The following is a 25,498-nucleotide window of genomic DNA, read 5'->3' as shown; positions in this document are numbered from 1 at the left end:
ATCAGGCGATCGCCCTCGAGGTGAGCAGGACCCCCCACGTCACGAACCAGAACGAGAAGGTCATGAACGTGATGAACAGGTAGTGTTTGATGCCGAACTCGTCCTCGTGGTAGATCCGCGAGGCTTTGAGCAGGGGAAACTGGATCGCGATCACCGCGATGACGATCAACAGCGCCCTGATGTCCGTCGCGTACTCGTCGGCCGCCTGCGCGGGATCGGCCGCCGCGGCCGGATCGCCAATGATCAGCATCGAGGCGATGGCCGCCCCGACGCCGAGGAGGGCAGCCACCGCGGTCACGCCGATCGAGCGGACGTGTTCGCGTCGGTCGCTGATCGATTCGGTCGCCATGGTGCGACCTCCGCGGGCGACGGTCAAAAGGCGTTCGGGTTCTCCGCGAGCGCGCGTCTGCGGGGGTAGCGGCCGGGCCGTCGAGTGCGGTTTTCGGAGGCGAAAAACGGCCGCTCACTCGAGCGTGAACGTCACCGTCTCCTGGTCGCCGGTGTCCGTCCGGGTGAACGTCACCGTGTAGGTGCCGGGGTCGGCGTTCGTCGCGTCGACGTCGAGCGAGACGACCACCGCTTCGCCGGCCCGGTCTGCGGGACTCGACTGGTAGACGAGCGTCTCGCCCGAGCGCCAGACCGAGTCGTCGCTTCGCGGTCCCTCCTCGAGTCGGGCGTCCCAGCCGTAAGCGACGTCCTCGCCGAGCGGGCCGCCGAGGTCGATCCGGACCTCGTCCCAGGAGGCGACCTTCGCGCCGGGGGTGAAGCCGAACGACTGGCGGCCGTCCGTACTCGAGAGGTCGGCCGCCCAGGCGTCGAGGAACGCCGCGTCGGCACCGTCGTCGCCGTCGATCTCGAACTGGGTGACGACCGACTCGCCGGTGTCCGTCCGGGTGAACGTCACGTCGAACGGCTCGCTGTTACCGTCGGTCGCGTAGCTGCCGAGCGAGAGGACGATGTCCTGCGTGAGGTCGTCCGCGTCGGTCACCTGGTAGACGATGCTGTCACCGCTGGTCCAGACCGCGCCTGCGCCCTGTTCGATCACGATGTCGCCGCCGTCGCCGAAGACGCCGTCGTAGTTGACGCCGTTGTCGCGGGCCTCGCTCAGGTCGATCTCGACGGTGTCCCAGGTCTGAATCTGCTCGTCGAACCGGAAGCGGATCTCCTGGCGTTCCTCGCTCGGGGCGACGAACCCGGAGACGTCGCTGATGTAGACGAGACCGAAGCCGCCGCCGGGACCGGCACAGTCGCGTTCGACCGTGAACGACTCCGCGATGCCCGTCAGCGAGACCCCCGGGCCGCTCGCCGAGACCGTCAGGTCGACCCCGACTGGTCCCTGCCCGCTCGAGGCGTCACAGCCGAGCGCGATCGTCGCCATCTCGCCGGGTTCGAGCGTCCCGTCGAAGCCGCTGGTGACGGTGAGACCCTCGCCGACGTCGGCCGTGGTCTCGAGCGTGAGCGCCACGTCGGCGTTGTTGGTGATCGTCGCGACGGCCGTGTCGGTGTCGTCGACGACGACGTCGTGGGGTTCGATGGCGACCGTCGCCTCCGCGTTGTCGGCGACGCCGAGAATCACGCCACGGTCGGCCGCGAACGACGCGAAGCCGAACGCCGGGCCGGCCAGCAACACCGCTCCGGCGACGATCGACAGTACCGCGAGCGTTCTGAGCGTGGACATGGTCGGATCAGTGCGGTCGGTCTGCCGTGCCGAGGCGGTTCCGACGGCCCTCTACGGCGTGGACGAGCGCCGAGACGAACACGACCCCGAGGACGCCCGCCGCCCAGGCGAGCGCGGGGACCGGATCGGTCGGGATGACGCCGCTCGCGACGCCGCCCAGCGCGAGTAAGCCGAGCGCGGAGAGTCCCAGGTAGTAGAGACCCCACGGAATCGAGTCGCCGGGGACGATGTCGAGGTAGACCTCGAGTTCGGCCGCGCGGTCGGTCAACGCGACCGTCCGGTCGTCGAAGACGACCATGTTCGCGCGCTCGAGCGTCGGGAGGTGTGTCTGCTGGAGCGCGGTGTAGACGCGTTTTCGCTCGGCGGAGGTGAGTTCCGAGACCTCCTTCTCGAGTTCCCAGGCGGCGACGTGTTCGGCGAGGTCACCCAGGGCGACCGGGTCGCCTTCGCGTTTGCAGTAGTGGATCGTGTAGCGGCGACGGTGGTTACTCAGCAGGTCGAAAATTTCCCCCCGTTCCGGTCGACTGTCGCCACCCGGTCCCCCACCGGGTGGTCGTTCCCCCTCGAGTTCGGCCGTCATCGATGATCCACCCACGTGGAAAGAACGCGACGTTGATACATAACACTTGTTACTTTTCAGTGTCGACGTAGTTTCTTTCAGACATGAATCGAAGTGACGGGCAGAGACCGTCGAATTCCGCCGATCAAGGCCGTCTTGAAGGATTTCCAGGCTTCCATGACAGTCTTCTGGCTGCGTAATACAATGGTGGGTGACTCCTAATGGGAGGATGGAGACCGACTCAGTAATCTCACTGATGATTCCAGGGTTGGTACGAGAGAGAAAACATGAAATTAAACCGAAGAAACGTACTGGTGGGGATGGGAACGATCGTACTCGGCGGCGGGGCGGCGCTCGGGTCGGGAGCGTTCAGTAGCGTGACCGCGGAACGGTCGGTGACGGTCCACGTCGAGGAGGACGACGCGGGGGCACTCATCGGACTCGTGCCGAACGGAGACTCCGCGTACGTCAGGACCGACAGCGACGGCGTGTTCGAGATCGATCTGGCGAGCCTCGGTGACATCAACGTCGACGCGACGGTGACGATTACCGACGCGTTCACGCTCGAGAACAACGCCGGCGAGTCACTCGACATCAGCTTCGAACTCGTCGAGAGCGACGGCAGCGCGGTCACGGATTTCGAGCTGACGTTCGTCGGCTCGAGCGGCGAGTTCGACTCGATCACGCTCGGCAGCAACGAGTCCGAAGAAGACATCGACATCCTCGTCGAGACCTCGACGGTCGCCGACGAGTTCGACGTCGAGTTGCGCATCACCGCGACGCCGACTCCCTGATCGCGACTCGAACTGACCACCGACGTAACACACAGCGTACACCCGCACGCGCACTCGCGCACACTCGCCTACGCATTGCGTACACCCGTATGCGAGGTGCGTCACACGCTCGAAGGTCTCGACGTCGCCTGTCACGCCGTCGAGACCCCCTGTCACGGACCGCAGATACCAGATGCATCACCGCACACTCCTGGCCGTCGCCCTCACGCTCGTCGTCGTCGCACTCGCGTCGCCGACGGTCGCCGGGGGCACCGACGTCGACGACACGCCGCACGTGTCACTCACCGCGAGCAGTGAGTACGCCTCGACCGACGGCGGCACGCTCACGCTCGACTTCGACCGGCTCTCGAAGCGCGCGGTGACCGACGTCGATGTAGTGTTCGAACTCACCGTCACCGACGCGTCGGTCGACGGCGTCTGGATCGAGAGCGACCTCGACGGCCTGACGTTCTACGCCGACGGCGACCGGACTCGAGTGGTCGACACCGCGAACCCGCTCACCCCGGCGGTGGGCGAGACCGTGACGGTCGGCGTCTCGGTCGACACCCGCGTCACCTCGAGCGTACACGACACGGTGCGGATACACGTCTCACAGACGCCGGCGCTCCCGGACGAACCGAAGCGCTCGGCCGTCTCGCTGACGAGCGTCGGCGTCTCGCCGACCGAACTCGAGACCGGGGAGTCGATCGTCGCGAGCGCGACCTACGTCAACCGCGGCGAGGCGAGCGGACTCGCCATCGCGACCCTGCGCGTCGACGGCGTCGCCGTCGACCGCGAGCGCGTCCGGGTCGGTCCCGGCGAGCGCGAGACGGTTCGCTTCGAACGGCTGATGGAGACCCCGGGCAGGTTCGAGGTCGGGATCGGCGGGCGCGAGACGACGGTGAACGTCACACGCCCCGACGGGCCGGCAGCCGACATCGTGCTCACGGAGACGACGCTCGAGCCGGAGTCGCTTCGAGTGGGTGAGACGCTGGTGGTCACCGGAACCTACGAGAACCGCGGCGAGGTGGCGGGGTCGAAGACGGCCGAGTTCGGCGTCGGCGACGCCGTCGTCGAGACGAAACGGGTCGACCTCGAGCCGGGCGAGCAGGCGACGGTGCGCTTCGAGTGGCGTTTCGAGGAGACGGGCACGTACGCGATCACGGTCGACGGCGTCGCCGTCGGGCCGGGATCGGTCTCCGTCGCGAGCGCACGCAGCGTGGTGCTCGGCAGTACCCACCTGCAGAGCCAGACGGCCGCCGCCGTCGCGCTCCCGCTCGCCGTCGCCGTCGTGCTCACGCTCGCGACCGCCAGACGACGAGTCGACCTCTGGGCACCGTGGTGGCGGTCGAAACGGGACTGACGATGGACTCGAACACACACGAGACACGGACGGCCAGAAGCCTTATTTTCGCGTCGAGTCGCCACCACGTACGAGACTGGCGGCGACGCAGCGCGCGAACGCCGCCGTGTGAACGGATGGACGACCACCAGCGCCGGAGGCGGGATGAACGCGAGTAAACTCGGGGAGCGCGTGCTCCTCGCGTGCGTCGCACTCGTCGTCCTCTCGCTCGTCGTCGGCCACCTCCTCGGGCAGCCAGTATTGCTCGGCTACGTCACGAGCGGGAGCATGGAGCCGACCATCGGCACAGGTGACGGCTTCGTCGCGGTGCCGAGTGCGCTCACCGGCGACCCCGAACCCGGCGACGTCGTCGTCTTCGAGGCGACCCACCTCCACGACGGCGGTCTCACCACCCACCGCGTGGTCGACGTCACCGACGAGGGCTACGTCACGAGAGGCGACGCGAACCCGTTCACCGACCAGGACGGCGGCGAGCCACCGGTGCGCGACGGCCAGATCGTCGCGAGCGCCCTCCAGATCGGCGACCGCGTGGTGACGATCCCCCACCTCGGTACCGCCGTGATGGGCGTCCAGACGGGTGCCGAACGGGCGGTCGGCGTCGCAGCGGCCGCCGTCGGCGCACCGATCGCCCTCGGCGGCGAGAGCGTCGGCGCGCTGCTCGTCGGCGTCGGCGTGGCCCTACTCGGTCTCGCGATGCTGCTCGAGGGGACGGGGACGAGACGGGACGTGAAGCGATCGACGGTCCGCGAGCGCGTACTGGCGTTCTGGGTGGCGGTCGGACTGGTCTTGCTCGTCCTCGTGACGCTCGCGACCGCCGCGATGGTCGTCCCCTCCGGCGTGGTCGGCTACGGTGTCGGCGCGAGCGAGGCGGCCACGGGCGACCCACAGATCGTCGCTCCGGGCGAGACGGCGACGGTCGCCCACACGGTCGACAACGCGGGGTACGTCCCGGTGGTCACCCTCTTCGAGGCCGAGAGTCCGGGCGTCGAGGCGACGCCCGACCGACTCACCGTCGGCGCGCGCGCGACCGGCGAGACGACGCTCTCGCTCGCCGCACCCGAACAGCCGGGGGAGACGGTGCGCTACGTGGGCGAACACCGCTACCTGCTGGTTCTGCCGCCGTCGGTGCTCGCGGCGCTCCACGGCGTTCACCCGCTGCTCGCACTCGCCGCCGTCAACGCCGTGATCGTCACCGTGGCCGTCGGCCTGGTCGTCCTCCTCTTCGGTGCCGGGGACTTCCGGATCAGACGGCCGGGCGATCACGTCCCGCTGCGAACGCGACTCGAGCGCAAACTCAGGAGGAGGCGATAGTCGTGAACACATCTGTAATAAACAAGTACGATTATACGGTTCGCGCGTCTGACCCTACTCGACATGCGTCAGTGGGGACCGCTCGCCGTGTCGGAACGGGACAACGCGGCGACGGTGAGAGGCGACCCGGGCGAACGCCTGCGAGTCGAGACCGAGTCCGGAGGCGGCCGATGAGCGACCGCCTCACCGACGGAGGGGAGCCGTGATCGACAACCCGCGGGTCGATCTGGCGGTCGCGAAGTACGGCCGCTCGCTCGTGATCGCCGCGATCGCGATCGGCATCCTCTCGCTCGTCGCGACCGGCTGGGTGCTCGCCACGCCCACGACGACGACGATCAACCAGGAGACCGGCACGGAGGTCGTCGAGACCGAGGTGCTGACGAGCGCCGTCGTCGTCCAGGACGGTCTCTGGGAGCGTGACGCCGTCCTCGAAGAGCGCTCGATCTACACGCTCAACGACACCCCCGACGTGACCCTCGAGACACAGACCAGCGTGCCGAGCGACGAGACGAGCGTCTCCCACGTGGTGACCGTCAGATACACCGCCGAACACGACGGGCAGGCGTTCTGGGACGAGACCGACGAGGTCGTCAACACCAGTGTCGCCGCCGAAGACGGCGTGGCGAGCACGGCCGTCACCCTCGACGTACGCGACCTCGCCGAGCGCCTCGCCGAACTCGAGGACGAACTCGCAGGCGTCGGAACCGTCAGCCTCTGGCTCGACGTGACCGCTTCCTACGACACCGGTGCGAACGCCGACGAACGCCACCTCTCGAGTGAGGTCGGCCTGAGCGACGTCGCCTACTGGTTCGACGGCGAGCTGTACGACCGGGATTCGAAGCCGGTCTACACCGAGGTCGAGGTGACCGAGACGCCGAGTTCGACGCTCGTCGTCGGACTCGCCTTCCTGAGTGTCGCCGCCTTCGCCGTCGGCGCGTTCGTCTCGCTGCGCCCCGAAGTCGACGTCGCCACCGCCCGCCGCGCCGTCCACGAGCGCCGCTACGCCGAGTGGATCTCTCACGGGACGATCCCGATGTGGATCGGCGACCACCACATCGCCCTCGACACGCTCGAGGACGTCGTCGACGTCGCCATCGACACCAGCGAGCGCGTCGTCCACGACCGCCAGCGCGGTCTGTTCGCCGTCGTCACCGACGACGTCGTCTACTACTACAGCGACCGCGGCGTCTGGGAGGAGACCGCCTGGCCCGACATCGACCTCGAGCGGCGCGACGCCGTCGACCCCGCCAGCCCACAGGAGACCGCCCCCGTCGGCGGCGACCTCCCCGACCCCGACGACGAGGACGCCTGGAACCAGATCTGAACCCGGTTGTGGAGCCGACTCGTCCGCTCACGTCGTCCATCGGTCCCCGTCTCTCAGCCACGCCTTCCCCACCATCGTTTTCCAGAATCGGACGCGAGAGGCGCTCACCGGTCGGATTTCGACACTTCGGGTAACACTCGAGCGGCGAAAACGTACTACGAGACTGTCACGTAAGGCTCAACTTTTATACTTCTGGGGCGTTTCGATTCGTAACGATGGTCGACACCGATGGGGAAACGATGGCGGACCTGCCTCCGAGTGCAAAACTGGTTTTCAAAGTACTCGAGTACGACGGGCCACTCACACAGAAACAGATCGTCGAGGAGTCGATGCTCTCGGCGCGAACCGTACGCTACGCGCTCGAGCGCCTCGAGGACATCGGTATCGTCGACGAGGACATCTACTTCGCCGACGCGCGCCAGAGTCTCTACCAGATCACCGATCCGGTCGCCGCAGACGGCTGTGGTGTCGACGAACCGCGGGCGAAAGAAGACGCCTGCTGTGCGGAGTAGTCGAGGGGGAAGCGCCAGGGTTATTTTCTACCGCTGACGGAACTGTGCATGGACAAAGAGACGCTACCACGGTGGGGGTGGCTACTGCTCGGTCTGATCGCCGCGGCGTTTATCGCAGGGATGTTCAACTTCACCGTCCTCCGTCCGCGCGGTCTCGCCGAGGAGTTCGAGGTCGTCACCACCATTACGCTGATGGCACCGATTCTCATCTACGTCGGTCTCTGGTACGACGAACACCGCCAGCCGTACTGGGAACAGTCTCGAGCCCACATCGTCGGTGACGTCGTGTTCGTCCTCGCCGGGGCACTGACCGGGTCGGCCGCCGTCGTCGCGATGATCGGCGGCTTCGACCTCTCGCGGATCATCACCGACATCCTCGCGATGGTCGGCGGCTTCCTCTTCGCCTGGGGACTGTTCTGGTGGCGCAACACCGAGATATACAGCACTGATGGGGAGTAGTCCTCAACGAGGGGGCGCACAGCACGCGTACACCACGCCGCGAACGCTCGAGTGAGTCCGACGAACGCTACGTCGTCGTCACCACTGTGCACAGTCATCGAAGACACCTTCACAGTCGTAGGCATCGAATCCCCCTGCCTGTTGAAAACGTGACAAAGTCGTCTCTATCTGGAGGGTCGTATACTGGCAGGTCTCACGCAGCCGAAACGCGGCAACGGCCTGTGCATCGGGACTGTTCGCGACGCGATACCCCCTTCCGCGTTGATACTGCATGTATGGCTCGTCCAACAGTTCGGTGACGAGGCGCTTCCCGCGCCCCTGTTCGGTTCGATCTAACGCAAGATTGACGAGGTCTTCTTGTGCTATCGGCGTACTCCATCCATGTCGTCGACAGATTTTCCACAGCAGCTCACATTTAATCTCCGCGTCAGTTATTCGAGCAGAATTCATATAAATTTCCCTGTGTTTCAGTATTCATTACCAAAATTTATAAATGTTGTGTGTGTCCCAGTATACAGCCGTCACACCAATAGGACACCCTTGTCCAATAGGTTTAACATGCCAGGGGATAGTAGATACAGATAGTAGCCACCACCACTACCACCGCCAACGGAACGGACACTGATGTGGCACACCCGCTGTGTCAGAAGTGGTCAACCATGAGTAATAGCAACAACGTACCCCAGAAGGCAGCCGATACTGACGAGACGCCGTTTCGCGAAACGTATCCATCCGGCTGGTTAGCTCTCACGAAGAACGACAGCGTATGTATGATGGTCGATGCGTTACTCGACTTTCCCCCATACCGGGAGTTCAACCAGACAGAGCTCGCACGCATGTCGAACGTGAGTCGACAGTCCGTCAATCGCCACATCGACCTTCTCGCTGGTCTCGGAATCATCGAACTCGTCGAAGGAACAAGCCCTCGGCGATACCGGTTCGACGCAGAAAACCCGATCAGTGAGGCGCTCATCCGACTAGATGGAGCCATTAGTAACGTCGATGAAAAACCCTCGTCGACTAGTACTCCGCCAAGCGTCGGCTGATGAGTGAAACCGGACACCCGCATCCGGTTTCACTCATCCGTTCAGGCTTGCCAAAGCACTAGTTGTTCTGACGGAGTTTCTGACGTGTGAGTGTGGCGTCGTATCCGAACGCAGTCGCCACACGGAGCGCACGACCCCATTGCCAGACTAATCGATCCGTCGTCCAGACCGTCGACGAAGACGCAACAACGGAGATTACGACCCGGTCACCGTGACCGGAACCCGCCGATCGATCGCCCGCTCGAGTTCGTCCGCGATGGCGCTGCCACGAGAGACCTGAATCTCGCCGCCACGGCTCACCGTCGCCGTAAAGAGGTACTCGCCGCCGGCCTGGACCTCGACGGTCTCGCCGTGGTGGCCGTCGACGGGGACGATGATGTGTCTCGAGGTGATCTCCGGGGTGACCGTCTGTCCCGCTGGCTTCGCCTGGCCGCCGTCGCTCGCACCCGCGGCCGACGCGTTCGAGCCGTAGTGGGGGTTCTCCTCGTGGGTCCGCACGTCGATGTCGATCCCGAGGCGGTTCTCGACGTCGGTGATCCGCCCGCCACCCTTGCCGATCACCGTCGAGATGTCGTTTTCGTCGACGTAGACGACCGCCCGGTTCTGGCTCTTCAGATCCACGTCGACGTAGCCGCGGGCGATCGAGCGGATCTCGCGTTCGATCTCGCCTTTGGCGATGCGGTCGACGCCGGTCTCACGGGTCTCCTCTTCCTCGAGCAGCGGCACGGTGACGACCTGGCGGTTGAAGGTGTAGATCTCGTACTCGGGCGTCCCGGTCTCGAACTCGGTGACGAGGATCACCGGCCGGGCGAGGTCCTCCTCGGTGAGTCCCGCCGGGACCTTCACCTCGGTCTTGACGTCGTAGACCTTCGCGACCTCGCCGGCCTCGACGAAGATGACCGTGTCGACGACCTGCGGGATCATCCCGAGTTCGACCCGGCCGATCAGCCGCTGGAGGGCGTCGATCGGTCTGGTCGCGTGGACGACGCCGATCATGCCGACACCCGCCAGACGCATGTCCGCGAACACCTCGAAGTCGCTCGTCTTCCTGACCTCGTCGTAGATAGTGTAGTCGGGACGGACCATGAGCAGGGCGTCCGCGGTCTTCTCCATCTGCCCGCCGAGGGCGGTGTACTGGGTGATCTCGGGACCGACCTGGAGGTCACGCGGCTTCTCCATCGTCTTCACCGCGTAGTCGTTGTCGTTCAGGTATCGTGCGACCGACTGGGCGAACGTCGACTTCCCCGCCCCCGGCGACCCGGAGATGAGGACGCCGCGCTGGCTCTCGAGCAGCCGCTCTTTCAACTCGTCTGCGTGGTCGTAGTCGTCGATGTCGGTCTGGGCGATCGGTCTGACGGCGGTGATCTCGATGCCGTCCGAAAAGGGCGGCCGGGCGATGGCGATGCGGTAGTCGCGAAACTGGACGATCTTCATCCCCGGCTCTGAGAGTTCGATGAACCCGCCGCTGGCCTCGCGCGCGCCGTCGACGACCTCGCGAGCGTACTCGTCTATCGTCGCCTCCGAGAGCGGCTCTTCGGCGATGGGTTCGTAGTGCATCTCACCGATCGCACCGCGTTTGGCCATCGGGAGGGCGTCCGTCTTCAGGTGGACGCTCATCGTCTCCTCGTCGAAGAACTCCTCGATGGCGAGCGTACCGACCCGACGGGTCTCCGGCGAGATGTAGTCGACGTCGAGTCCCTTCGCCTCGGCGACCTCCGCCTGGACGACGTCGCTCGTGAGGAACGTCGCCTCGAGTTCCTCGGCGAGGTCCCTGATCATCGCGTCGATCTCACCCTCGGTGGCCCGGCCGCGCTCGGTCGCGTCGGGGCGCTCGCCGACGTACTCGAGGTCGATCCGTCCCTCGTCTGCGAGTTCGACTAAGCGTTTGAGTTCGCCGAGACCGTCCCAGCCGCTGTCGAGACCGTCGTTGGCCTGTCGCTCGAGTTCGGCGACGACCGCCTCGGGGACGCAGACCGTCGCGCCCTCGAGCGAGCCGTCGCTCGCACCACCACTCTCGTCACCTTCGATTGCCGCGGAGACGCGGCCGTCGATGACCACGCTCGTATCCGGCACGACGTTCATGTCGGACGGTTAGGCACCTGTCGGCATAAGGCTGCGGGACGCGACGAACGGGGGACGGAGCGCCCAGCCGCGTCAGCGACGGGTCGACGAGTCGAGGACGTTCTCGAGGGGCACCTGCGTCGCCTGGTCCCGGTACGACTCGTAGAGCGAGGAGGCCCACGTACGGACGTCGGGATCGGTGCTCTCGACGCAGGTCACGAACGTCCGATCTGCGTAGCCGCCGACGAAGACCGCGGTGTCGGTCACGGTGAGTCCGAACTCGACCGGCTGCTCGAGGACGAACAGCGAGAAGGACGCGTCGGGAACGTCCTCGATCGGCGGAGCAGTCTCGAGGACGTGTCTCGGGACGATCAGTTCCGTCTCGACGCCCTCGGCGAGCAGTCTGGCGTGGACCTCCGTCAGCAGTTCACTGAACACCGGCATGATTCCGTGGACGACCGACGGCTCCGCCGCCGTGATCCCCTTCCGGTAGTGGCTGATCGGTCCGTGTGGTGCACTCTCGGTGGCGACCGACACCGTCGCGTCCGAGAGGAACAGCGGGTCGAACGTCTCGTCGAACCCCGCGAACGAAGAGACGACCATCTCGTGGCACTCGAGCAGCGAGAGCCGAACGAGAAAGTCCATCGTCGTGTGGAAGACGTGCTCGCCGAGGGGTGTCCGGACGTACCGTCCCGCTCGCTTCTCGATCCACCCCGCATCGGCGAATCGGTTGAGGTGGCGCTGGACGGTGACGCGCGAGATCGACAGCGAGTCGGTGAGATCACGCGTGTCAGCACCCGGTGGCTCGAGCGCCTGTAACACCTCGAGCCGATGCGGCGATGAGAGCAAGTATCGCCCCCACTCGTATCCCATACCCATACTCGAGACCAGCCGATATTATCACTTCTGATGACACGGACGAATCGGCAGGGGCGACTTGCACAAACGGTGGCGACGACGCCGCTGGCGACCGTGTACACCCGAACGGTCGGTCGGGACGGCACGCCAATGTTCACGGAGTGTACGCCTGAGTGAAAGTGTTCGATACGTGAACGTCAGTTCAGTGAATAAGGTAAGAACTCCCCCCTCCCTCTGTTCGAGTGCAGCCCGCAACTGCAACCCGGACAGGAGACGACGTGTGACACCACCGTCGTCGACCTACGACGAGTGGCGAGCCACACTGGTGCCTCTGACATGGCCGATCACCCCTCGTCGAATCCAATCCTGTGTCCTCACACAACCGCCCTCCACTTTCGACGTCACCTGGCAGACGCTTCGAGACCCGCTCGAAGCGATGGGGATTACACCGACCACCGAGCGACCGCCACGCGACCGTCGGCGACCGCCGAAAGGTTTCACCGACGGCCCGCGAAAGAGGCGGTATGACCGGACTCTCCGACCTGACCGAAGCGCTCGTCACCATCCCGAGTCACGACGGCGAGCGCGAGGCGGGCGACTACATCGAGCGGTGGCTCACGCGCGAAACCAGCGCCGACGTGACGCGCGACGACGCCGGAAACGTGATCGCTCGAGCGGGCGAGGGGGCGAAACCGGCGCTCGCCCTCGTCGGCCACCACGACGTCGTCCCGCCAGCCGAGGCGCACCTCGAGACCGACGGCAGCTACGCGTTCGAACGCCGCGGTGGACGCCTCTACGGACGGGGCACGGCGGACATGAAAGGGGCGCTGGCGGCGGCCATGCTCGCGTTCCGCGACGGCGCGGACGACGCGACGGGCGAAGCGGTCTTCGCGAGTTTCGTCGGCGAGGAGGTCGGCGGCGTCGGCGCACAGTACGCCGTCGAGCAGGGCTTCGCGCCCGAGTACGCCATCGTCGGCGAAGGCTCGACGAACTACTCGGGCCCGGACGTTACCGACGTCGCCGTCGCCCACCGGGGCCGACGCGACCACCGGCTGACCGCCCACGGCGTCGCGAGCCACGCGAGCGAGCCCGAAGCGGGTGAGAACGCCATCTACCGCGCGAGCGACGCCATCGAGTTCCTCCGAACGCTCGAGACACCCACGCTCGAGGTGGCCGACGACACCCTCTCCGGCAGCGTCGTCGTCACCGAAATCGACGGCGGGACGGCGATGAACGTCGTCCCCGAGCGCTGTGCGCTGACGGTCGACGAACGGACCGTTCCCGGCGAGGACGCGCGTGTCGAACGCGTCGCGGAACTCGACGGACTCGAGTGGGAACTCGCGGGCGAGGTGCCGCCGATGCGCTGTCGAGACGAGGCGTTCGCAACGGCGGTGCTCGAGACCGCCGACGCCGCCCAGCCCGCGACGCCCGCGCTCGTCACCAAACCCCACGCGACCGACGCGGGCTGGCTCGCACGGGCGGGCACCGAGTGTGTGATCTGTGGTCCCGCCGAGCCGGGCGAGGCCCACACCGCGACCGAGAGCGTGAGCGTCGCCGTCCTCGAGCGCTGTTACGAGACCTACCGACGCGCACTCGAGTCGTGGCCGTCGGTGTGAGACCGCCCGGCACGCGAGTCGCCGGAGAAGGCTACTGGAACCACGACGTTGATGGGCGTGGCTGGCGAATCGAGTACACATGTCGACAGATCAGGTCCCGGCGGACGAGCCATACGAGCAACTGACCGCACGCGTCGAACGCATCGCGAACGTCGGCAACGCCGCGGGCGTCCTCCAGTGGGACCAGGAGGTGATGATGCCCGAAGGCGGCACGCCAGCGCGGGCACAACAGCTCTCGGCGCTCTCGGCGATCAGCCACGAACTGCTCACCGACGAGGAGACCGGCGAGCTACTCGAGGCGCTCGAGACGGGCGACCTCGACGAGGAGCAGACGGCGGTCGTCCGCGAGGTCAGACGCCGCTACGACCGGGCGACGAAGGTCCCCGAGGAACTCGTCACGGAGATCACCGAGACCGCCTCGAACGCCCACCCGGTCTGGGTCGAGGCGAAAGCCGAGGACGACTTCGAACAGTTCGCGCCGACGCTCGAGAAACTGGTCGAGCTCAAACGCGAGTACGCCGCCCACATCGATCCGGACGAGGACCCCTACGCCGTCCTCTTCGCCGACTACGAACCCTACATCGACCTCGAGACCGCAGAGCGAGTCCTCACGCGCCTGCGCGAGGAACTGGTCCCGCTGATCGACGCGATCGGCGAGACCGACGCCGACCTCGAGACTGACGCCTTCGCGGGGACGTTCGACGACGAGACCCAGGAAGAGCTGTGTCGGGACGTCCTCGATACGCTCGGCTACGACTGGGACCACGGCCGCCTCGACACCGCCCCCCACCCGTTCTCGACGGGGACGCAGTTCGACGCGCGCGTCACGACCCGCTTCGACGAGTCCGACCTGCTGGGATCGATCACCTCGACCATCCACGAGTTCGGCCACGCCAACTACACCCTCGGCCTGCCCGCAGAGGGCTACGGAACCCCCCTCGGCGAGGCGCGCGACCTCACCGTCCACGAGTCCCAGTCCCGGCTCTGGGAGAACCACATCGGCCGCTCACAGGCCTTCTGGGAGCGCTTCCTCCCCGCCGTGACCGAGCGCTTCCCCGCACTCGAGGGTGTCAGCCCGCGTGCGGCCTACGAGTCGGCCAACCAGGTCTACGACGACAACCTCATCCGCGTCGAGGCGGACGAACTCACCTACCACCTCCACATCGTCATCCGCTTCGAGATCGAACGCGATCTCATCTCGGGTGATCTCGAGGTCGCCGACGTTCCCGAGGTGTGGAACGAGAAGTACGAGTCCTACCTCGGCGTCCGCCCCGAAACCGACGCGGAAGGCTGCCTCCAGGACATCCACTGGAGCCACGGCTCTTTCGGCTACTTCCCGACCTACTCACTCGGCTCCGTCCTCGCCGCACAGCTCTACGCCGCCGCCCAAGCCGACCTCGGCGACCTCGAGGAACACACTCGGAACGGGGAGTTCGACGACCTCAACGGCTGGCTGCGCGAGCGCGTCCACCGCCACGGTAAGCGCTACACCACGCCCGACCTGATCCAGCGTGCGAGCGGCGAGACCTACAGCGCCGACGACTTCCTCGAGTACGTCCAGACGAAGTACGGCGAGCTGTACGACCTCTGAGCCGAGCGGCGGCTCGAGGGCGGAGGAGACAGGCTGAGACGGCGACGAAGACAGTCACTCGCGTCGACGGGTAGGTGAGGCGGTGTCAGCGACGGAACTGTGCGAGCAGCGAGACGGCCAGGCCGACGAGCGCGACGGCGAGAACGACAGCCGCCGAACCGACCTCGTAGCCGCTGATCGCGAAGCCGTAGGTGAATAGCGGGGCGAACAACACGGCGAAGACGGCCGCGGCCCCCGTAGAGACGGCAGCCTCGGCGAGCGAGAACCCCTCTCGCGGCGAGCGAGCGTGGTCGCGCTGGGCGACTGGGGAACGAGTTGCCATCGTATAGTAGCAGTCGATGAGCCACTCACTTAACTGTTGGCGATAGCGTCGGTCGCTGAACGGCTCGCCCGTCAGCCGGTCACGAGGAGCAACAGACCGACCGCGAGCACGAACGTCCCGAAGAGGACGTCTTGGAGGGATCGTAAGAGGAGTTCGTAGATGTGCGAGAGCTGGGTCATGTTGTAGTTGATCACCGCCTCGTTCTGGCGTGCGCGAACGAGCTGCTCAGTGAGGAGACGTTCCGCCGACAGACTCGGGTGGACGGGGACGCTGAGCAGGTGGTCGGCCTCGACGACCCGACGGATTCCCTCTCTGGCTTCGCCCCGAAACCGGAGGTCGTCTTCCGTCTGGTGTTCACCAGGATAGAAGGGTAAGGCTGCGAAGATACCCGAGATGACCGTATCCGTCTCGATCTCTTCGGGCGTGAGAATCTGGACGACGATCTCGACCGTTCCGGCGAAACGCAAAAACGCACGGAAAATGAGCACGCCGCCGAGAAGCGCGATACTGACTGCGGCCAGCGCCTGCAACACCTCCGGATTCGCCAACGTACGGTCGTCGATTTCGGGAAAGGAGAGCTGTCGAATGACGGTTCCGAGCGCACCGAGTCCGGCAACGAGGAGACCGATTCCGGCGACGTATGCCCGCAGCAGCCGGTTCGCCTGGCTCCGGTGTTCCTCCTGAATCCGACCGTGTGCCTCGAGTACCGTCTCCGTCTGTGCCGACAGCGACACCCGAGCGTCGTCGTCTAACTCCCAGACGTGTGCTTGCAGGTCCGAACGGTCTCTGACGTACGCGCCATCAGCCGAAACCCCGTCGGCAGCGTCGTCGGTCACTGGTACGACCGTGTCGATTGTTGCTAATAAGAATTTCTGCTGGCGTGTCAGCCGTGAGAAACCGACCACTGCCGATCACTGCACAACGGAAAACCATTACAGGCAGATACCGAACGGTCACCTATGACACCGACGCAGACACTGACAGACCGGACCGTCATCGTCACCGGCGCGAGTTCGGGCATCGGTGCGGCCACGGTCGACGCACTCGCCGCCGACGGCGCGAACCTCGTCCTCGCCGCCCGCCGCGAGGGGCGACTCGAGGAGATCGCCGCCGAGGCCGACGCCGAACACGGAGCCGAGACGCTCGTCGTCCCGACGGACGTCACCGACCGCGAGGCGGTCGACACGCTGATCGAGGAGACGCTCGAGCGTTTCGGCGGTCTCGACGCACTGGTGAACAACGCGGGCCTCGGTCTCGGCGGCGACGTCGAGACGATGACCGACGAGGAGTTCGAGACCATGCAGTCGGTGAACGTCGACGGCGTCTTCTACGCGACGCGGGCGGCACTGCCCCACGTCCGGGCGAGCGAGGGCCACCTGCTGTTCGTCGGCAGTTTCGCCGGGCAGTACCCCCGGCCGCAGAACCCCGTCTACGCCGCGACCAAGTGGTGGGTGCGCGGCTTCGCCCACAGCGTCGCCGCCCAGGTCGGCGACGACGACGTCGCCGTGACGGTGGTCAACCCCTCCGAGGTTCGCTCCGAGTTCGGCGGCAACGGTGAGGACAGCTTCGAAGAGCGCTTCGAGGAGGGTGAGGTGAGCGAACCCGAAGAGATCGCCGACGCGATTCGCTTCGCGCTGACGCGCTCGCCCTCTGCGGTGAGCGAACTCGACCTCTTCCGGCGCGATAAGTTCAGCGGGTTCTGAGTACCTCGAGCGAACACGCCGCTCCCCTCTTAACCGGTCGGAGCCTGCCGGCCTCGAACTCAGGTGACGGCGGGCGTGCGTACACGTATGAAGCTCTCCGTTCCTGGTCTCCCGGGCGTCAGCTACGACACGAACGCTGAATCCACTGCGACGACCGCCCTCAGTACTGCCGCCGGCAGGTGCGCACCGAAACCCCACGGCTACGCCGTCCAGCTACTGCCGGTGCTCTGGGCGCTCGAGGTCGACCTCCGCGAGGTTCCCCCAGACCACCCGTTCCAGTACCTCCACCCCGAGGGCGCACACTGCCTCGAGACGCTGCTCGAGGACGAGCGAGTCGCCGTCGTCGGCCGCGGCGGCGACGCGGCGATCCGCTTCGTCGGTGCGGTCAACGACGAAGTAGAGCGCGGTCTCACGCGAGCGATCGGGCGAGAACGCCCCGACGAGGAGGCGGTCACCATCGAGATCGAACGGGACTGAGCCACACGCTTTTGTCGACGGCGGGCAGACGGACCCTATGAACGTCGTCACGACGCTCCCATCGGCGACGGAGATCGTCGCCGCCCTCGGCCGTCTCCCCGTCGGCGTCTCCCACGAGTGTGACTACCCGCCCGCAGTCGCGACGGTGCCGGCGGTCACCCGCTCGAACGTCGACGCCGACGCGACGAGCGGTGAGATCGACCGCCAGGTGCTCGAGACGAGCACCGACGCGAACGGCGTCTACGAACTCGACGCGGAGCGACTCGAGCGACTCGACCCCGACGTGATCGTCACGCAAGCGATCTGTGACGTCTGTGCGGTCGACGAGGCCGTCGTCGAGCGCACGCTCGAGACGCTCGCGTGTGACCCGGTCGTGGTGACGACCGACCCACACACCGTCGGGGACGTACTCGACGACGTGGCGGCGATCGGCGACGCGATCGGACGGGAAGAACGCGCTCGAGCGCTGACCGACACGTTCGAGTCACGACTCGAGGCGGTCCGCGAGCGGGCCGCACGCGCCACCGGTCGTCCGACCGTCGCGATTCTCGACTGGACGAACCCCGTGATGGTCGCGGGCCACTGGACGGCCGAACTCGTCACCGCCGCCGGTGGCCGGTACGGGCTGGCCGAACGGGCCGACCCGTCGCGACCGCACGAGTGGGCGACCCTCCGCGAGTACGACCCCGACGTGCTGGTCGTCGCCCCCTGCGGCTTCGACCTCGCACAGACGGCCGAAAACCGGCGCGACCTGACGAGCCGGGCCGGCTGGGACGATCTCACGGCCGTCCGAACCGGGCGCGTCTACGCGATGGACGGCGACCAGTACGTCAACCGCCCGGGTCCCAGACTCGCCGACACCCTCGAGTACCTCGCCGGACTCCTCCACCCGTCGCTGTTCGAGACACCACCCGAAGACGTCACCCGACCGCTCGCCGCCCTCGAGCCAGCCACGACGGGACACCGATGACCACGACCGAGCGGTCCGCACCGACGCTCGCCTGTCCGAAACCGGTTCACGACGCGCTCGTCGCAGACGCCAGACGCGGTGTACCGGACGAAGTGTGTGGCGTCCTCGGCGGGACGTTCGACCCGCAGGCGAGTCGAATCACCTCGCGGTATCCGACGCCGAACGCCGCCGACGATCCCGAACGACGCTACCGCATCGACCCCGAACCCCTCCTCGAGACGCTCGAGACGCTCGAAAGCCGGGGCGAATCGATCGTCGGCTTCTACCACTCCCATCCGCGTGGGCCGCCGACACCGAGTCGGACCGACGTCGACGGGGCCGCGTGGCCGGACCGGTCGTACCTGCTCGTCTCGCTCGAAGATGGGCGGCCGGCGGCTGGCGCCACCGTCCGCTCGTGGCGGTGGCGAGCGACGCCGGAGCGCGAAACGGGTGGACGGTTCGAGCGCGAACGGCTGGTCCTCGAGTGACGGAAAAACCGAGAGCGGCAAGATTACTCGCGGTCGTCGACGACCGGGAGCGTAAACGAGAAGGTCGATCCCACGTCGGGTTCTGACTCGACCCAGATGTCGCCGTCGTGGCGCTCGACGATGCGCTGACAGAGCGCCAGTCCGATGCCCGTACCGGCGTTCTCCTCCCAGGTGTGAGCACGCTGGAAGACCTCGAAGATGCGCTGGATGTCGTCACACTCGATGCCGATTCCCTCGTCGGCGACCGAGATCACCCACCGGTCGTCCTCGCGCTCGGCGGCGACGGAGACGCGCGGTGGCTCGTCACCGCTGTAGGTGATCGCGTTGCTGACGAGGTTCTCGAACACCTGGCGCAACTGGCCAGCGTCGCCCCAGACCGACGGCAGCGGCTCGCTCGTGACCTGCGCATCGCTCTCGTCACACGTCACCTGCAGGTCCGTCAGTGCCTCCTCGAAGACCGCCTCGAGGTCGACGCGTTCGAACGGATCGCCCTGCGTATCGACGCGCGAGTAGGTGAGCAAGCCGTCGATCATCTCGCGCATCCGGTCGGCCCCGTCGACGGCGAACGCGATGAACTCCTGGGCGTCCTCGTCGAGGTCGTCTCCGTACCGGCCCTCGAGGAGGCGGAGGTAACTCGAGATCATTCGCAACGGCTCCTGGAGGTCGTGGCTGGCGGCGTAGGCGAACTGCTCGAGACGCTCGTTCGACTCGGCGAGTTTCTCGACTAACTCTTCGAGTTTCTGCCGGGTCTCTCTGCGTTCGGTGACGTCCTGGGCGACCAACATCCCGGCGAACACCTCGTCGTCGGCGTTGTTCACCGGCAGCGTGTGTGCGAAGAGGTGGCGGTCGTCGACCTCGAGTTCGAAGGTGTGTTCCTCACCCTCGAGTGCCGCACAGAAGTGCGGTTCGACGGTGTCGGCCAGATCGTCGGCGCCCCCTTCCGGAATCGGCCAGCCGTCCGGGTGCTCCGTTTCGATGGTCAACTCCTCGAGGAGCTGTCCACCGGCGGCGATGTGGTGAAGGTCGTCGTCGAAGAGGACGACCGCTCCGTTCGGGAAGTGTTCGACGAGCGTCCGATACTGGCGCTCGCTCTCCTCGAGCGCGCGCTCCTGTTCGCGACGGTCGGTGACGTCACGGACCACACCGACGGTGCCACGGAAGTCACCACAGGGCGACGAGAGTGGAGTGAACCGGCTCTCTGCCGGCAGGAGGGAGCCGTCGGCGCGGATGATCTCCGCTTCGATCGTCGCGTGTTGGGTGTCGTCGCTCGCAGCGAGTTTCGCCGACCACTCGGCGGCCTGCGAGGAGATCTCCTCGCCGACGACGAGGCTACAGTGCGCGCCGAGGAGTTCTTCGCGGTCGTAGCCGGTCATCTCGGCGTAGGCGTCGTTGACCATCACGAAGTGGTAGTTCTGGTCGAGGACGTACACGCCGTCGGTGACGGTCTCGACGATCGCCTCGTAGTGCTCGAGTTCGCGCTCGCGCTCGCGCGCCTCCTCGTAGTCGAGGTGCTCGTCGGCATCCGAGACGCCGAAGTCCCGGACGACGCCCGCCACGCCGCGAAACTCGCCGTCACGCTCGAGCCGACGGCTCCGAAGTTCGTAGGGGGCACGCGTTCCATCGGCACACCGGACGGACGCTGCGAGCGTGACGACGTCACCGTCGCTATCGCGGGTCGTCGACACGAGTCGGTCGACGTCCGTCGCGTCGAAGACGAGACCCGCGTGTTGACCGAGCAGTTGCTCGCGTTCGTAGCCCGTCGCCTCGAGGAACGCCTCGTTTACCGCAGTGAACCGGCCCGCTGGATCGATCTCGTAAATCGCGACGGCGACCGTATCGAGGAGCGTTCGGTCCGCATCCGAGCGCTCGCCGACCTCGCGACGCTCAGTCCCAAATAGCTCTTGGTTATCAGTCATGTAATCAGACCTTATCGCCTAAATTAATAAATCCTTCCACAAGAAGCGAAGCGGGTCGCGTGTGAATACCACGCAGAAGCGAGACGGGCGAGGCTCACCTATGCCGGCAGCTTTTACCAGCGAATGCGGACGTGAACACGGGACATACGGGACGCAGGGAGCGACTACCGTCAGCCGGTTCCGACGTCGCCCCCCAGCGAGCACACCGAGAAAAACCACACCCACTCGGGAGCAGAGCCACCAGTAGCCAGGACGAGGAGCCCAGCCTCGTCGGCCGTCGTACCGGTGAACGCCGAACGTCACGGCACGTTCGACGACACCACGGTGAGAGCGGCCGTCCTCCGAATAACCGCCGATCGGAAAATGACGCCGCTCGAGCGCGGAAATCGGCCGGTGTCGGTGTGTTCACCCGCCGAGAAAGCGACCGAGATACCGGCAACAACCACCGCCAGACCAAAGCACGGGTATCGCTTGCTTCCGTAGCGGTACTTAAGCTACTGTCGCACAAATGGGGGTCCATGACTGCACAGACAGCCGACCGACCGACGTCTCGTGCCGATCGGAAGACGAGTATCGAGGGCCGGAGCGAACTATGAGCGAGTGCACACAAGAGCCGCGAGAGCGAGACGCAGACGACGCCGAACCGGAGCGCGACGACGAACACCTCGACGGAATCGAAGTCGGTGCTGGCTGTACCGAAATCTGGGAGCACCTCGCCGAACAGCGAGAGGAGTAGCGCACCCGCCAGCGCTCGCGGAGCGTCGTTCGGAAGGGAGCTTTTTACCATCACACCCCTACTGGCGAGGTATGACTGACGACCGCCCCGGGAACCGCCCTCGACGTCGCTCACGCGAGCGCTCGCGCCGCCCCAACAGAACGCGCGAGCGACCGGTTCCGACCGACCGCGAGTCGCCCGTCGGCGCACCGGTGATCCGTGGTGACGAGTCGATCACCGGCCCACATGCGCGCGACGCCGTCCAGTTCGACCCCGACGACCCCGAGAGCCTCGCCGAAGCCGCGACAGCCGTCCGAGAGTTCGCCGACGAGACGAGCGCCAGCGAGGACAACCTCTACATGCTCCGCGGTGCTGCGGCCTGCGCCGCCCTCGTCCGCGGCGAAGGCTCGTACAAAGCCGCCGCCGAACGCGCTGGTGGCGACGCAACCGTCGCGTTCATCAGAAAGTGGGCCCGCGTCCACGACCTCCCCCGGCCCGTCCGCCGGCAGGTCGCCCTCGGCCACATCGCACCGACCGCCGCGAAACACATCGCCCGCGTCGACGGCGAGTCCAGACTCCTCCTCGCCTGGGCGACACTCGACGGGAACCTCACCGTCAGAGACGTCAGGAACGCCGCCAGCGCGATCAACGACGACACACCGATCGACCAGGCACTCGCCGACGTCGGCGTCAGCCTCGGACGCCTCGACATTACCCTCCCCACAGACATCTACCGCGACCTCCGGCGACAGGCCTCCCTCGAGAACGTCGCCCCCGACGACCTCATCGCCGAAGCCCTCGACACCTTCCTCGAGTGAACCACCACGACACCGGGACACACAGGACACTCGAGAAAGAAACGTTTAACCGCTACTCACGAAAAAAGACTACCAAGGGGCCGGTAGCTCAGTCCGGCAGAGCATCTGGCTTTTAACCAGACGGTCGCGTGTTCAAATCGCGCCCGGCCCGTTTCTCACCGCGAGCAACTCTGCGAGCGGTGGGTATCGGATCCGGCGAGATTTGAATCGCAGGGAAGTCGCGCGGAACGAGAACGCGGTCGCCTCGCGACCGCGGTTGCGAACGGCGAAGCCGTGAGTGAGCACGTCCGACCGTGTGTTCAAATCGCGCCCGGCCCGTGCAACGAACTGGTGAGCGACGCGTGGTACGAACGGAGTGAGTACTGCGGGAGCGAGCCAGTGTGTGAACCGGACGGAAGCGATTTGAACTAGACGAGTCGCAGCCCGCACAGCCGAGCGAAACGAGGCGAGCAGGACCGTCTCGGCGGAGTGCAAATCGCGCCCGGCCCGTTTCTCACCGCGAGCAACTCTGCGAGCGGTGGGTATCGCGCTCGGCCCGCTTCCACCGCACCGCCGCTCGAGTGAGGCGTTCCCGCGTACAGACACTGGTCCGAACGTACCGTCGGCTCCCGTCTGGCCGAGAGCGAGAAAACGACACCCTGAGCGGTAGCAGGCCACGAAACCACCGAGTAATACGTCGGCACGAGAGACGGCGTGTCGAGAAAAATCAATCCGCGTTCGAGCGCGTCGGTCAGCCTCGAGCCGGCATGAACGCCAGTCCAGCGATCAACGTACCCGTCAGTCCAGCGAGGGAGACGACCCACCACAGGCCCTGCACCCGGTCTTCGAACGTTTCGATGTCGTCGAGTTGCCCCTCGAACGACTCGAGATCGTCGGTCAGATACACCGTCCCGTCACCCGGGAAGACGACACCGAACTCCTCACCCTCGAGTGTCACCGTGTTCGCGTGCTCGAGGTCGAACTCGGTCACCAGTTCGCCGACGTACTCGACGACCACAACCTCGGCTCTGATCGTCGCAACCTCGCCCTCGACCTGCGTCTCGGTCTCCTCGTCGTAGAACTCGATTGCATCACCGACCTCGTAGACCTGGCTATCGATCTCGTCGAAGTCGTCGATGTGGATCAGCTCCTCGGAGCCGTTCTCCGTGACGACGACGTAGAGACCGTCCGCTCGCTCGACGGTCTCGTACTCCTCGTCGTCGTAGTCTTCACGGAGCGTGAACGACTCGGGGCTGGCGTCGTCTTCGTCCTCATCGTCGGCCACTTCCGGCTGGTTGATCTCGAGGATGTACTCGAGGTCCTCCTCGACCGGTACCGAATCACCGTCATCCCACTCGACGTCGAGAACGGCCTCCTCGTCGACGTGTTCGACCGTTCCCGACCCATCAGCGAGTTGCGACACGTTGAACACCTGGCCGCCGACCTCGAACTCGTCGCCCTCACCGAGCGCGAACGTAGCCTCCGCCTCGCTAAGCGTTACTTCCGGTGATTCTGCGGTCGCGATGACACCGTACGCACCCGCAGCGACCACTACGAAGAGAACGACGTAGAGGATCCCTGCTCGAAATTGCATGTGCGAAGCGTAGTTCGCCCCTCGTATAACGGTTACTAAGTTCCCGGGGTAGCCCCACGCGAGCGACGACACAGCGACCACAGACGCGAGACCGACCCGGATCGGCGGCGACGCCGACCTACCGAACACCACGGTCGACGGCCGGTTTCGGGTCGCCCCACCCACGAAACGACTCCGGACCCCAGCAGACGACGAGTAGCGCAACAGCCGCCGTCCCCAGGTGAACGTACGGATACATCGCCGCGCTGAACCCCATCGTCTCACCGGCCAGATTACCGACGGCGTGAAACGAGACGAGCGCGAGAACGCTGCGATGGGTGTTGTTGTACACCCACGTCCCGATGATCGCCAGCAGGACGAGACTGGGGAGCCACCACCGGAGTTCCGGTTGGAAGGTCGTCTCCGCGAAATACCCGGTCACGTAGACCAGCGGTGCGTGCCACGCCGCCCAGACGACACCCAAGATCACACTCGAGACCAGCGCGCTCCAGCGTGCCTGTAGCTGATCGAACCAGTACCCACGCAGCCCAACCTCCTCGACGAACGGCACGACGACCGCAACACCGACCAGCAGCGCCATGCCACCGGGGTCTACCAGTCGCTGCAAAGACGCACCCTCGAGCGGAGTAGCCGTGAATCCGAGCACCACTGCGACTGCTGCCACGAGAAGGTTGAAAACGGGAAAGAACAACACGATGACCAGCCACCAGCGTGCGCTGATACGGCCGACGTCGACCAGTCGCTGCCAGAGATCCCGATAGCCCACCCTGCCATCGGCGAGCCACAACAACACTAGCCCCGCCAACAGTGGACTAACACCACCGACAACGAACGGCACGACGACCGGGACGGTCCAGACAGGACGGCCGGAGACGATGACCGGGAGCCAACAGAGATACGCCCACCCGAGGTAGACAATGGGGAACCCCCACGGTTCGAGGCTCGAGGCGAGGTGCAGGTCCGGTCACGAAACTGTCGGCCGTCACAGCAAGGGCAAATTTGGACCGAAAAACGGGACGAACTGGCTCGTTTCGCTCAGCCAGCCACGACTCGTAGGGTCGAGCCATCGATCGATGCTCGAGGCTCGCGAAATTGCTCGCAGTAGAAGCCAAGGGCCGGATTTGAACCGGCGGTAGGCGGCTCTGCAGGCCGCTGCGTTCGGCCGGACTCTGCCACCTTGGCGCGTCCGTCAGTACTCACCGGGGTCGTTTAAGCGTAGCGGTACGCCGTCTCGCATTCTACGGCACGTCCGCTCTCCAGTACGAAAAAAAAAACCGGAGGACACCCACCGCGGGCGCTCTCCGGTACGTGATAAACGAATATGAGTGGAGGCGGCGAGATACCGTTCCCAGAGGGTCGCCCACTCCAGTACTTGCCATCACGCTG

At 65.9% G+C, this 25,498-nt stretch carries 25 protein-coding genes and 2 tRNA genes; 16 read left to right on the top strand and 11 right to left on the bottom strand.

The window, feature by feature from the left end; translation table 11 throughout:
- Nucleotide 1: 1 nt before the first annotated feature.
- From N0B15_RS14320 to N0B15_RS14310, 3 genes are all read right to left on the bottom strand, one after another.
- Nucleotides 2–349: an EMC6-like membrane protein gene (locus N0B15_RS14320; RefSeq protein WP_263020396.1), complete on the bottom strand. Its 348-nt coding sequence runs from the start codon at nt 347–349 to the stop codon at nt 2–4.
- Nucleotides 350–463: 114 nt separating this feature from the next.
- The gene (locus N0B15_RS14315; protein WP_263020395.1) at nt 464–1,678 is read right to left on the bottom strand and encodes a hypothetical protein; all 1,215 of its coding nucleotides are present in this window, start codon (nt 1,676–1,678) and stop codon (nt 464–466) included.
- A 7-nt stretch (nt 1,679–1,685) separates the two neighbouring features.
- Nucleotides 1,686–2,258, bottom strand: coding sequence for a DUF7344 domain-containing protein (locus N0B15_RS14310; protein ID WP_263020455.1), 573 nt, complete (start codon nt 2,256–2,258; stop codon nt 1,686–1,688).
- 266 nt (nt 2,259–2,524) lie between these two features.
- Between N0B15_RS14310 and N0B15_RS14305 the strand changes: the two genes are divergently transcribed.
- The 7 genes from N0B15_RS14305 (at nt 2,525) to N0B15_RS14275 (ending at nt 9,025) form a co-directional block, all read left to right on the top strand.
- A complete protein-coding gene (locus N0B15_RS14305; RefSeq protein WP_263020394.1) occupies nt 2,525–3,031 on the top strand; it encodes a hypothetical protein in 507 nt (168 codons plus the stop codon).
- A gap of 172 nt (nt 3,032–3,203) precedes the next feature.
- Nucleotides 3,204–4,373 carry a CARDB domain-containing protein gene (locus N0B15_RS14300; RefSeq protein ID WP_263020393.1) on the top strand — a complete coding sequence of 390 codons (1,170 nt, stop codon included), beginning with the start codon at nt 3,204–3,206 and terminating at the stop codon, nt 4,371–4,373.
- A 144-nt stretch (nt 4,374–4,517) separates the two neighbouring features.
- Complete coding sequence (locus N0B15_RS14295; RefSeq protein ID WP_263020392.1) at nt 4,518–5,684, top strand: signal peptidase I; 1,167 nt, start codon at nt 4,518–4,520, stop codon at nt 5,682–5,684.
- A gap of 202 nt (nt 5,685–5,886) precedes the next feature.
- The gene (locus N0B15_RS14290; RefSeq protein WP_263020391.1) at nt 5,887–7,008 is read left to right on the top strand and encodes a DUF5305 domain-containing protein; all 1,122 of its coding nucleotides are present in this window, start codon (nt 5,887–5,889) and stop codon (nt 7,006–7,008) included.
- A 215-nt stretch (nt 7,009–7,223) separates the two neighbouring features.
- A complete protein-coding gene (locus tag N0B15_RS14285) occupies nt 7,224–7,520 on the top strand; it encodes a winged helix-turn-helix domain-containing protein (protein ID WP_263020390.1) in 297 nt (98 codons plus the stop codon).
- Between the two features lie 48 nt (nt 7,521–7,568).
- Nucleotides 7,569–7,979, top strand: coding sequence for a hypothetical protein (locus tag N0B15_RS14280; protein ID WP_263020389.1), 411 nt, complete (start codon nt 7,569–7,571; stop codon nt 7,977–7,979).
- 659 nt (nt 7,980–8,638) lie between these two features.
- Nucleotides 8,639–9,025 carry a MarR family transcriptional regulator gene (locus N0B15_RS14275; protein WP_263020388.1) on the top strand — a complete coding sequence of 129 codons (387 nt, stop codon included), beginning with the start codon at nt 8,639–8,641 and terminating at the stop codon, nt 9,023–9,025.
- A gap of 195 nt (nt 9,026–9,220) precedes the next feature.
- Here N0B15_RS14275 and N0B15_RS14270 read toward each other — a convergent pair whose 3' ends face one another.
- Both N0B15_RS14270 and N0B15_RS14265 read right to left on the bottom strand, forming a co-directional pair.
- Nucleotides 9,221–11,107 (bottom strand): PINc/VapC family ATPase, encoded by a 1,887-nt coding sequence (locus N0B15_RS14270; RefSeq protein WP_263020387.1) that lies wholly within the window; start codon nt 11,105–11,107, stop codon nt 9,221–9,223.
- A 72-nt stretch (nt 11,108–11,179) separates the two neighbouring features.
- Nucleotides 11,180–11,959, bottom strand: coding sequence for a helix-turn-helix transcriptional regulator (locus N0B15_RS14265; protein ID WP_263020386.1), 780 nt, complete (start codon nt 11,957–11,959; stop codon nt 11,180–11,182).
- 509 nt (nt 11,960–12,468) lie between these two features.
- On the opposite strand from N0B15_RS14265, the gene N0B15_RS14260 reads away from it, so the two are divergent.
- Both N0B15_RS14260 and N0B15_RS14255 read left to right on the top strand, forming a co-directional pair.
- Nucleotides 12,469–13,560: a M20 family metallopeptidase gene (locus N0B15_RS14260; protein ID WP_263020385.1), complete on the top strand. Its 1,092-nt coding sequence runs from the start codon at nt 12,469–12,471 to the stop codon at nt 13,558–13,560.
- A gap of 79 nt (nt 13,561–13,639) precedes the next feature.
- Complete coding sequence (locus N0B15_RS14255) at nt 13,640–15,151, top strand: carboxypeptidase M32 (RefSeq protein WP_263020384.1); 1,512 nt, start codon at nt 13,640–13,642, stop codon at nt 15,149–15,151.
- Between the two features lie 85 nt (nt 15,152–15,236).
- Here N0B15_RS14255 and N0B15_RS14250 read toward each other — a convergent pair whose 3' ends face one another.
- Nucleotides 15,237–15,473: a hypothetical protein gene (locus N0B15_RS14250; protein WP_263020383.1), complete on the bottom strand. Its 237-nt coding sequence runs from the start codon at nt 15,471–15,473 to the stop codon at nt 15,237–15,239.
- A gap of 71 nt (nt 15,474–15,544) precedes the next feature.
- Entirely contained in the window at nt 15,545–16,309 is a 765-nt protein-coding gene (locus tag N0B15_RS14245; RefSeq protein ID WP_263020382.1) for a hypothetical protein, read from the bottom strand.
- 123 nt (nt 16,310–16,432) lie between these two features.
- Between N0B15_RS14245 and N0B15_RS14240 the strand changes: the two genes are divergently transcribed.
- From N0B15_RS14240 to N0B15_RS14225, 4 genes are all read left to right on the top strand, one after another.
- Nucleotides 16,433–17,176, top strand: coding sequence for an SDR family oxidoreductase (locus tag N0B15_RS14240; protein ID WP_263020381.1), 744 nt, complete (start codon nt 16,433–16,435; stop codon nt 17,174–17,176).
- 87 nt (nt 17,177–17,263) lie between these two features.
- On the top strand, nt 17,264–17,653 hold the full coding sequence (locus tag N0B15_RS14235) for a hypothetical protein (protein ID WP_263020380.1): 390 nt from the start codon (nt 17,264–17,266) through the stop codon (nt 17,651–17,653).
- A gap of 37 nt (nt 17,654–17,690) precedes the next feature.
- On the top strand, nt 17,691–18,623 hold the full coding sequence (locus N0B15_RS14230) for an ABC transporter substrate-binding protein (RefSeq protein WP_263020379.1): 933 nt from the start codon (nt 17,691–17,693) through the stop codon (nt 18,621–18,623).
- Nucleotides 18,620–19,090: a desampylase gene (locus N0B15_RS14225; protein ID WP_263020378.1), complete on the top strand. Its 471-nt coding sequence runs from the start codon at nt 18,620–18,622 to the stop codon at nt 19,088–19,090. Before N0B15_RS14230 ends, N0B15_RS14225 begins: the two co-directional genes overlap by 4 nt.
- A 23-nt stretch (nt 19,091–19,113) precedes the next feature.
- Here the strand turns inward: N0B15_RS14225 and N0B15_RS14220 are convergent, their stop codons facing one another.
- Nucleotides 19,114–21,006, bottom strand: a complete 1,893-nt coding sequence (locus N0B15_RS14220) for a PAS domain-containing sensor histidine kinase (RefSeq protein ID WP_263020377.1) — start codon at nt 21,004–21,006, stop codon at nt 19,114–19,116.
- Nucleotides 21,007–21,598: 592 nt separating this feature from the next.
- Between N0B15_RS14220 and N0B15_RS14215 the strand changes: the two genes are divergently transcribed.
- From N0B15_RS14215 to N0B15_RS14205, 3 genes are all read left to right on the top strand, one after another.
- The gene (locus N0B15_RS14215; RefSeq protein WP_263020376.1) at nt 21,599–21,742 is read left to right on the top strand and encodes a hypothetical protein; all 144 of its coding nucleotides are present in this window, start codon (nt 21,599–21,601) and stop codon (nt 21,740–21,742) included.
- Nucleotides 21,743–21,813: 71 nt separating this feature from the next.
- Complete coding sequence (locus tag N0B15_RS14210) at nt 21,814–22,539, top strand: DUF7119 family protein (protein ID WP_263020375.1); 726 nt, start codon at nt 21,814–21,816, stop codon at nt 22,537–22,539.
- A gap of 77 nt (nt 22,540–22,616) precedes the next feature.
- Nucleotides 22,617–22,690, top strand: a tRNA-Lys gene (locus N0B15_RS14205).
- Nucleotides 22,691–23,269: 579 nt separating this feature from the next.
- On the opposite strand, the gene N0B15_RS14200 is transcribed toward N0B15_RS14205, so the two are convergent.
- The 3 genes from N0B15_RS14200 to N0B15_RS14190 form a co-directional block, all read right to left on the bottom strand.
- Entirely contained in the window at nt 23,270–24,112 is an 843-nt protein-coding gene (locus N0B15_RS14200; RefSeq protein WP_263020374.1) for a hypothetical protein, read from the bottom strand.
- Nucleotides 24,113–24,230: 118 nt separating this feature from the next.
- The gene (locus tag N0B15_RS14195; RefSeq protein ID WP_263020373.1) at nt 24,231–24,692 is read right to left on the bottom strand and encodes a CPBP family intramembrane glutamic endopeptidase; all 462 of its coding nucleotides are present in this window, start codon (nt 24,690–24,692) and stop codon (nt 24,231–24,233) included.
- 526 nt (nt 24,693–25,218) lie between these two features.
- A tRNA-Cys gene (locus N0B15_RS14190) sits at nt 25,219–25,294 on the bottom strand.
- Nucleotides 25,295–25,498: the final 204 nt, after the last annotated feature.

The organism is Natronobiforma cellulositropha (genome assembly GCF_025629245.1).
In the GTDB taxonomy this organism is placed as follows: Archaea; Halobacteriota; Halobacteria; order Halobacteriales; family Natrialbaceae; genus Natronobiforma; species Natronobiforma cellulositropha.
The sequence above is the reverse complement of the archived record's forward strand: the minus strand, read 5'-3'. Positions and strand labels throughout refer to the sequence as shown.

Bases quoted from the DNA above. Each gene is read 5' to 3' on its own strand.
- N0B15_RS14300 (WP_263020393.1), top strand. From the start codon at position 3,204: ATGCATCACCGCACACTCCTGGCCGTCGCCCTCACGCTCGTCGTCGTC.
- N0B15_RS14225 (WP_263020378.1), top strand. From the start codon at position 18,620: ATGACCACGACCGAGCGGTCCGCACCGACGCTCGCCTGTCCGAAACCG.
- N0B15_RS14320 (WP_263020396.1), bottom strand. From the start codon at position 349: ATGGCGACCGAATCGATCAGCGACCGACGCGAACACGTCCGCTCGATC.
- N0B15_RS14230 (WP_263020379.1), top strand. From the start codon at position 17,691: ATGAACGTCGTCACGACGCTCCCATCGGCGACGGAGATCGTCGCCGCC.
- N0B15_RS14240 (WP_263020381.1), top strand. From the start codon at position 16,433: ATGACACCGACGCAGACACTGACAGACCGGACCGTCATCGTCACCGGC.
- N0B15_RS14210 (WP_263020375.1), top strand. From the start codon at position 21,814: ATGACTGACGACCGCCCCGGGAACCGCCCTCGACGTCGCTCACGCGAG.
- N0B15_RS14305 (WP_263020394.1), top strand. From the start codon at position 2,525: ATGAAATTAAACCGAAGAAACGTACTGGTGGGGATGGGAACGATCGTA.
- N0B15_RS14200 (WP_263020374.1), bottom strand. From the start codon at position 24,112: ATGCAATTTCGAGCAGGGATCCTCTACGTCGTTCTCTTCGTAGTGGTC.
- N0B15_RS14235 (WP_263020380.1), top strand. From the start codon at position 17,264: ATGAAGCTCTCCGTTCCTGGTCTCCCGGGCGTCAGCTACGACACGAAC.
- N0B15_RS14310 (WP_263020455.1), bottom strand. From the start codon at position 2,258: ATGACGGCCGAACTCGAGGGGGAACGACCACCCGGTGGGGGACCGGGT.
- N0B15_RS14275 (WP_263020388.1), top strand. From the start codon at position 8,639: ATGAGTAATAGCAACAACGTACCCCAGAAGGCAGCCGATACTGACGAG.
- N0B15_RS14260 (WP_263020385.1), top strand. From the start codon at position 12,469: ATGACCGGACTCTCCGACCTGACCGAAGCGCTCGTCACCATCCCGAGT.
- N0B15_RS14295 (WP_263020392.1), top strand. From the start codon at position 4,518: ATGAACGCGAGTAAACTCGGGGAGCGCGTGCTCCTCGCGTGCGTCGCA.
- N0B15_RS14220 (WP_263020377.1), bottom strand. From the start codon at position 21,006: ATGACTGATAACCAAGAGCTATTTGGGACTGAGCGTCGCGAGGTCGGC.
- N0B15_RS14265 (WP_263020386.1), bottom strand. From the start codon at position 11,959: ATGGGATACGAGTGGGGGCGATACTTGCTCTCATCGCCGCATCGGCTC.
- N0B15_RS14215 (WP_263020376.1), top strand. From the start codon at position 21,599: ATGAGCGAGTGCACACAAGAGCCGCGAGAGCGAGACGCAGACGACGCC.
- N0B15_RS14315 (WP_263020395.1), bottom strand. From the start codon at position 1,678: ATGTCCACGCTCAGAACGCTCGCGGTACTGTCGATCGTCGCCGGAGCG.
- N0B15_RS14285 (WP_263020390.1), top strand. From the start codon at position 7,224: ATGGTCGACACCGATGGGGAAACGATGGCGGACCTGCCTCCGAGTGCA.
- N0B15_RS14280 (WP_263020389.1), top strand. From the start codon at position 7,569: ATGGACAAAGAGACGCTACCACGGTGGGGGTGGCTACTGCTCGGTCTG.
- N0B15_RS14195 (WP_263020373.1), bottom strand. From the start codon at position 24,692: ATGGCGCTGCTGGTCGGTGTTGCGGTCGTCGTGCCGTTCGTCGAGGAG.
- N0B15_RS14255 (WP_263020384.1), top strand. From the start codon at position 13,640: ATGTCGACAGATCAGGTCCCGGCGGACGAGCCATACGAGCAACTGACC.
- N0B15_RS14270 (WP_263020387.1), bottom strand. From the start codon at position 11,107: ATGAACGTCGTGCCGGATACGAGCGTGGTCATCGACGGCCGCGTCTCC.
- N0B15_RS14250 (WP_263020383.1), bottom strand. From the start codon at position 15,473: ATGGCAACTCGTTCCCCAGTCGCCCAGCGCGACCACGCTCGCTCGCCG.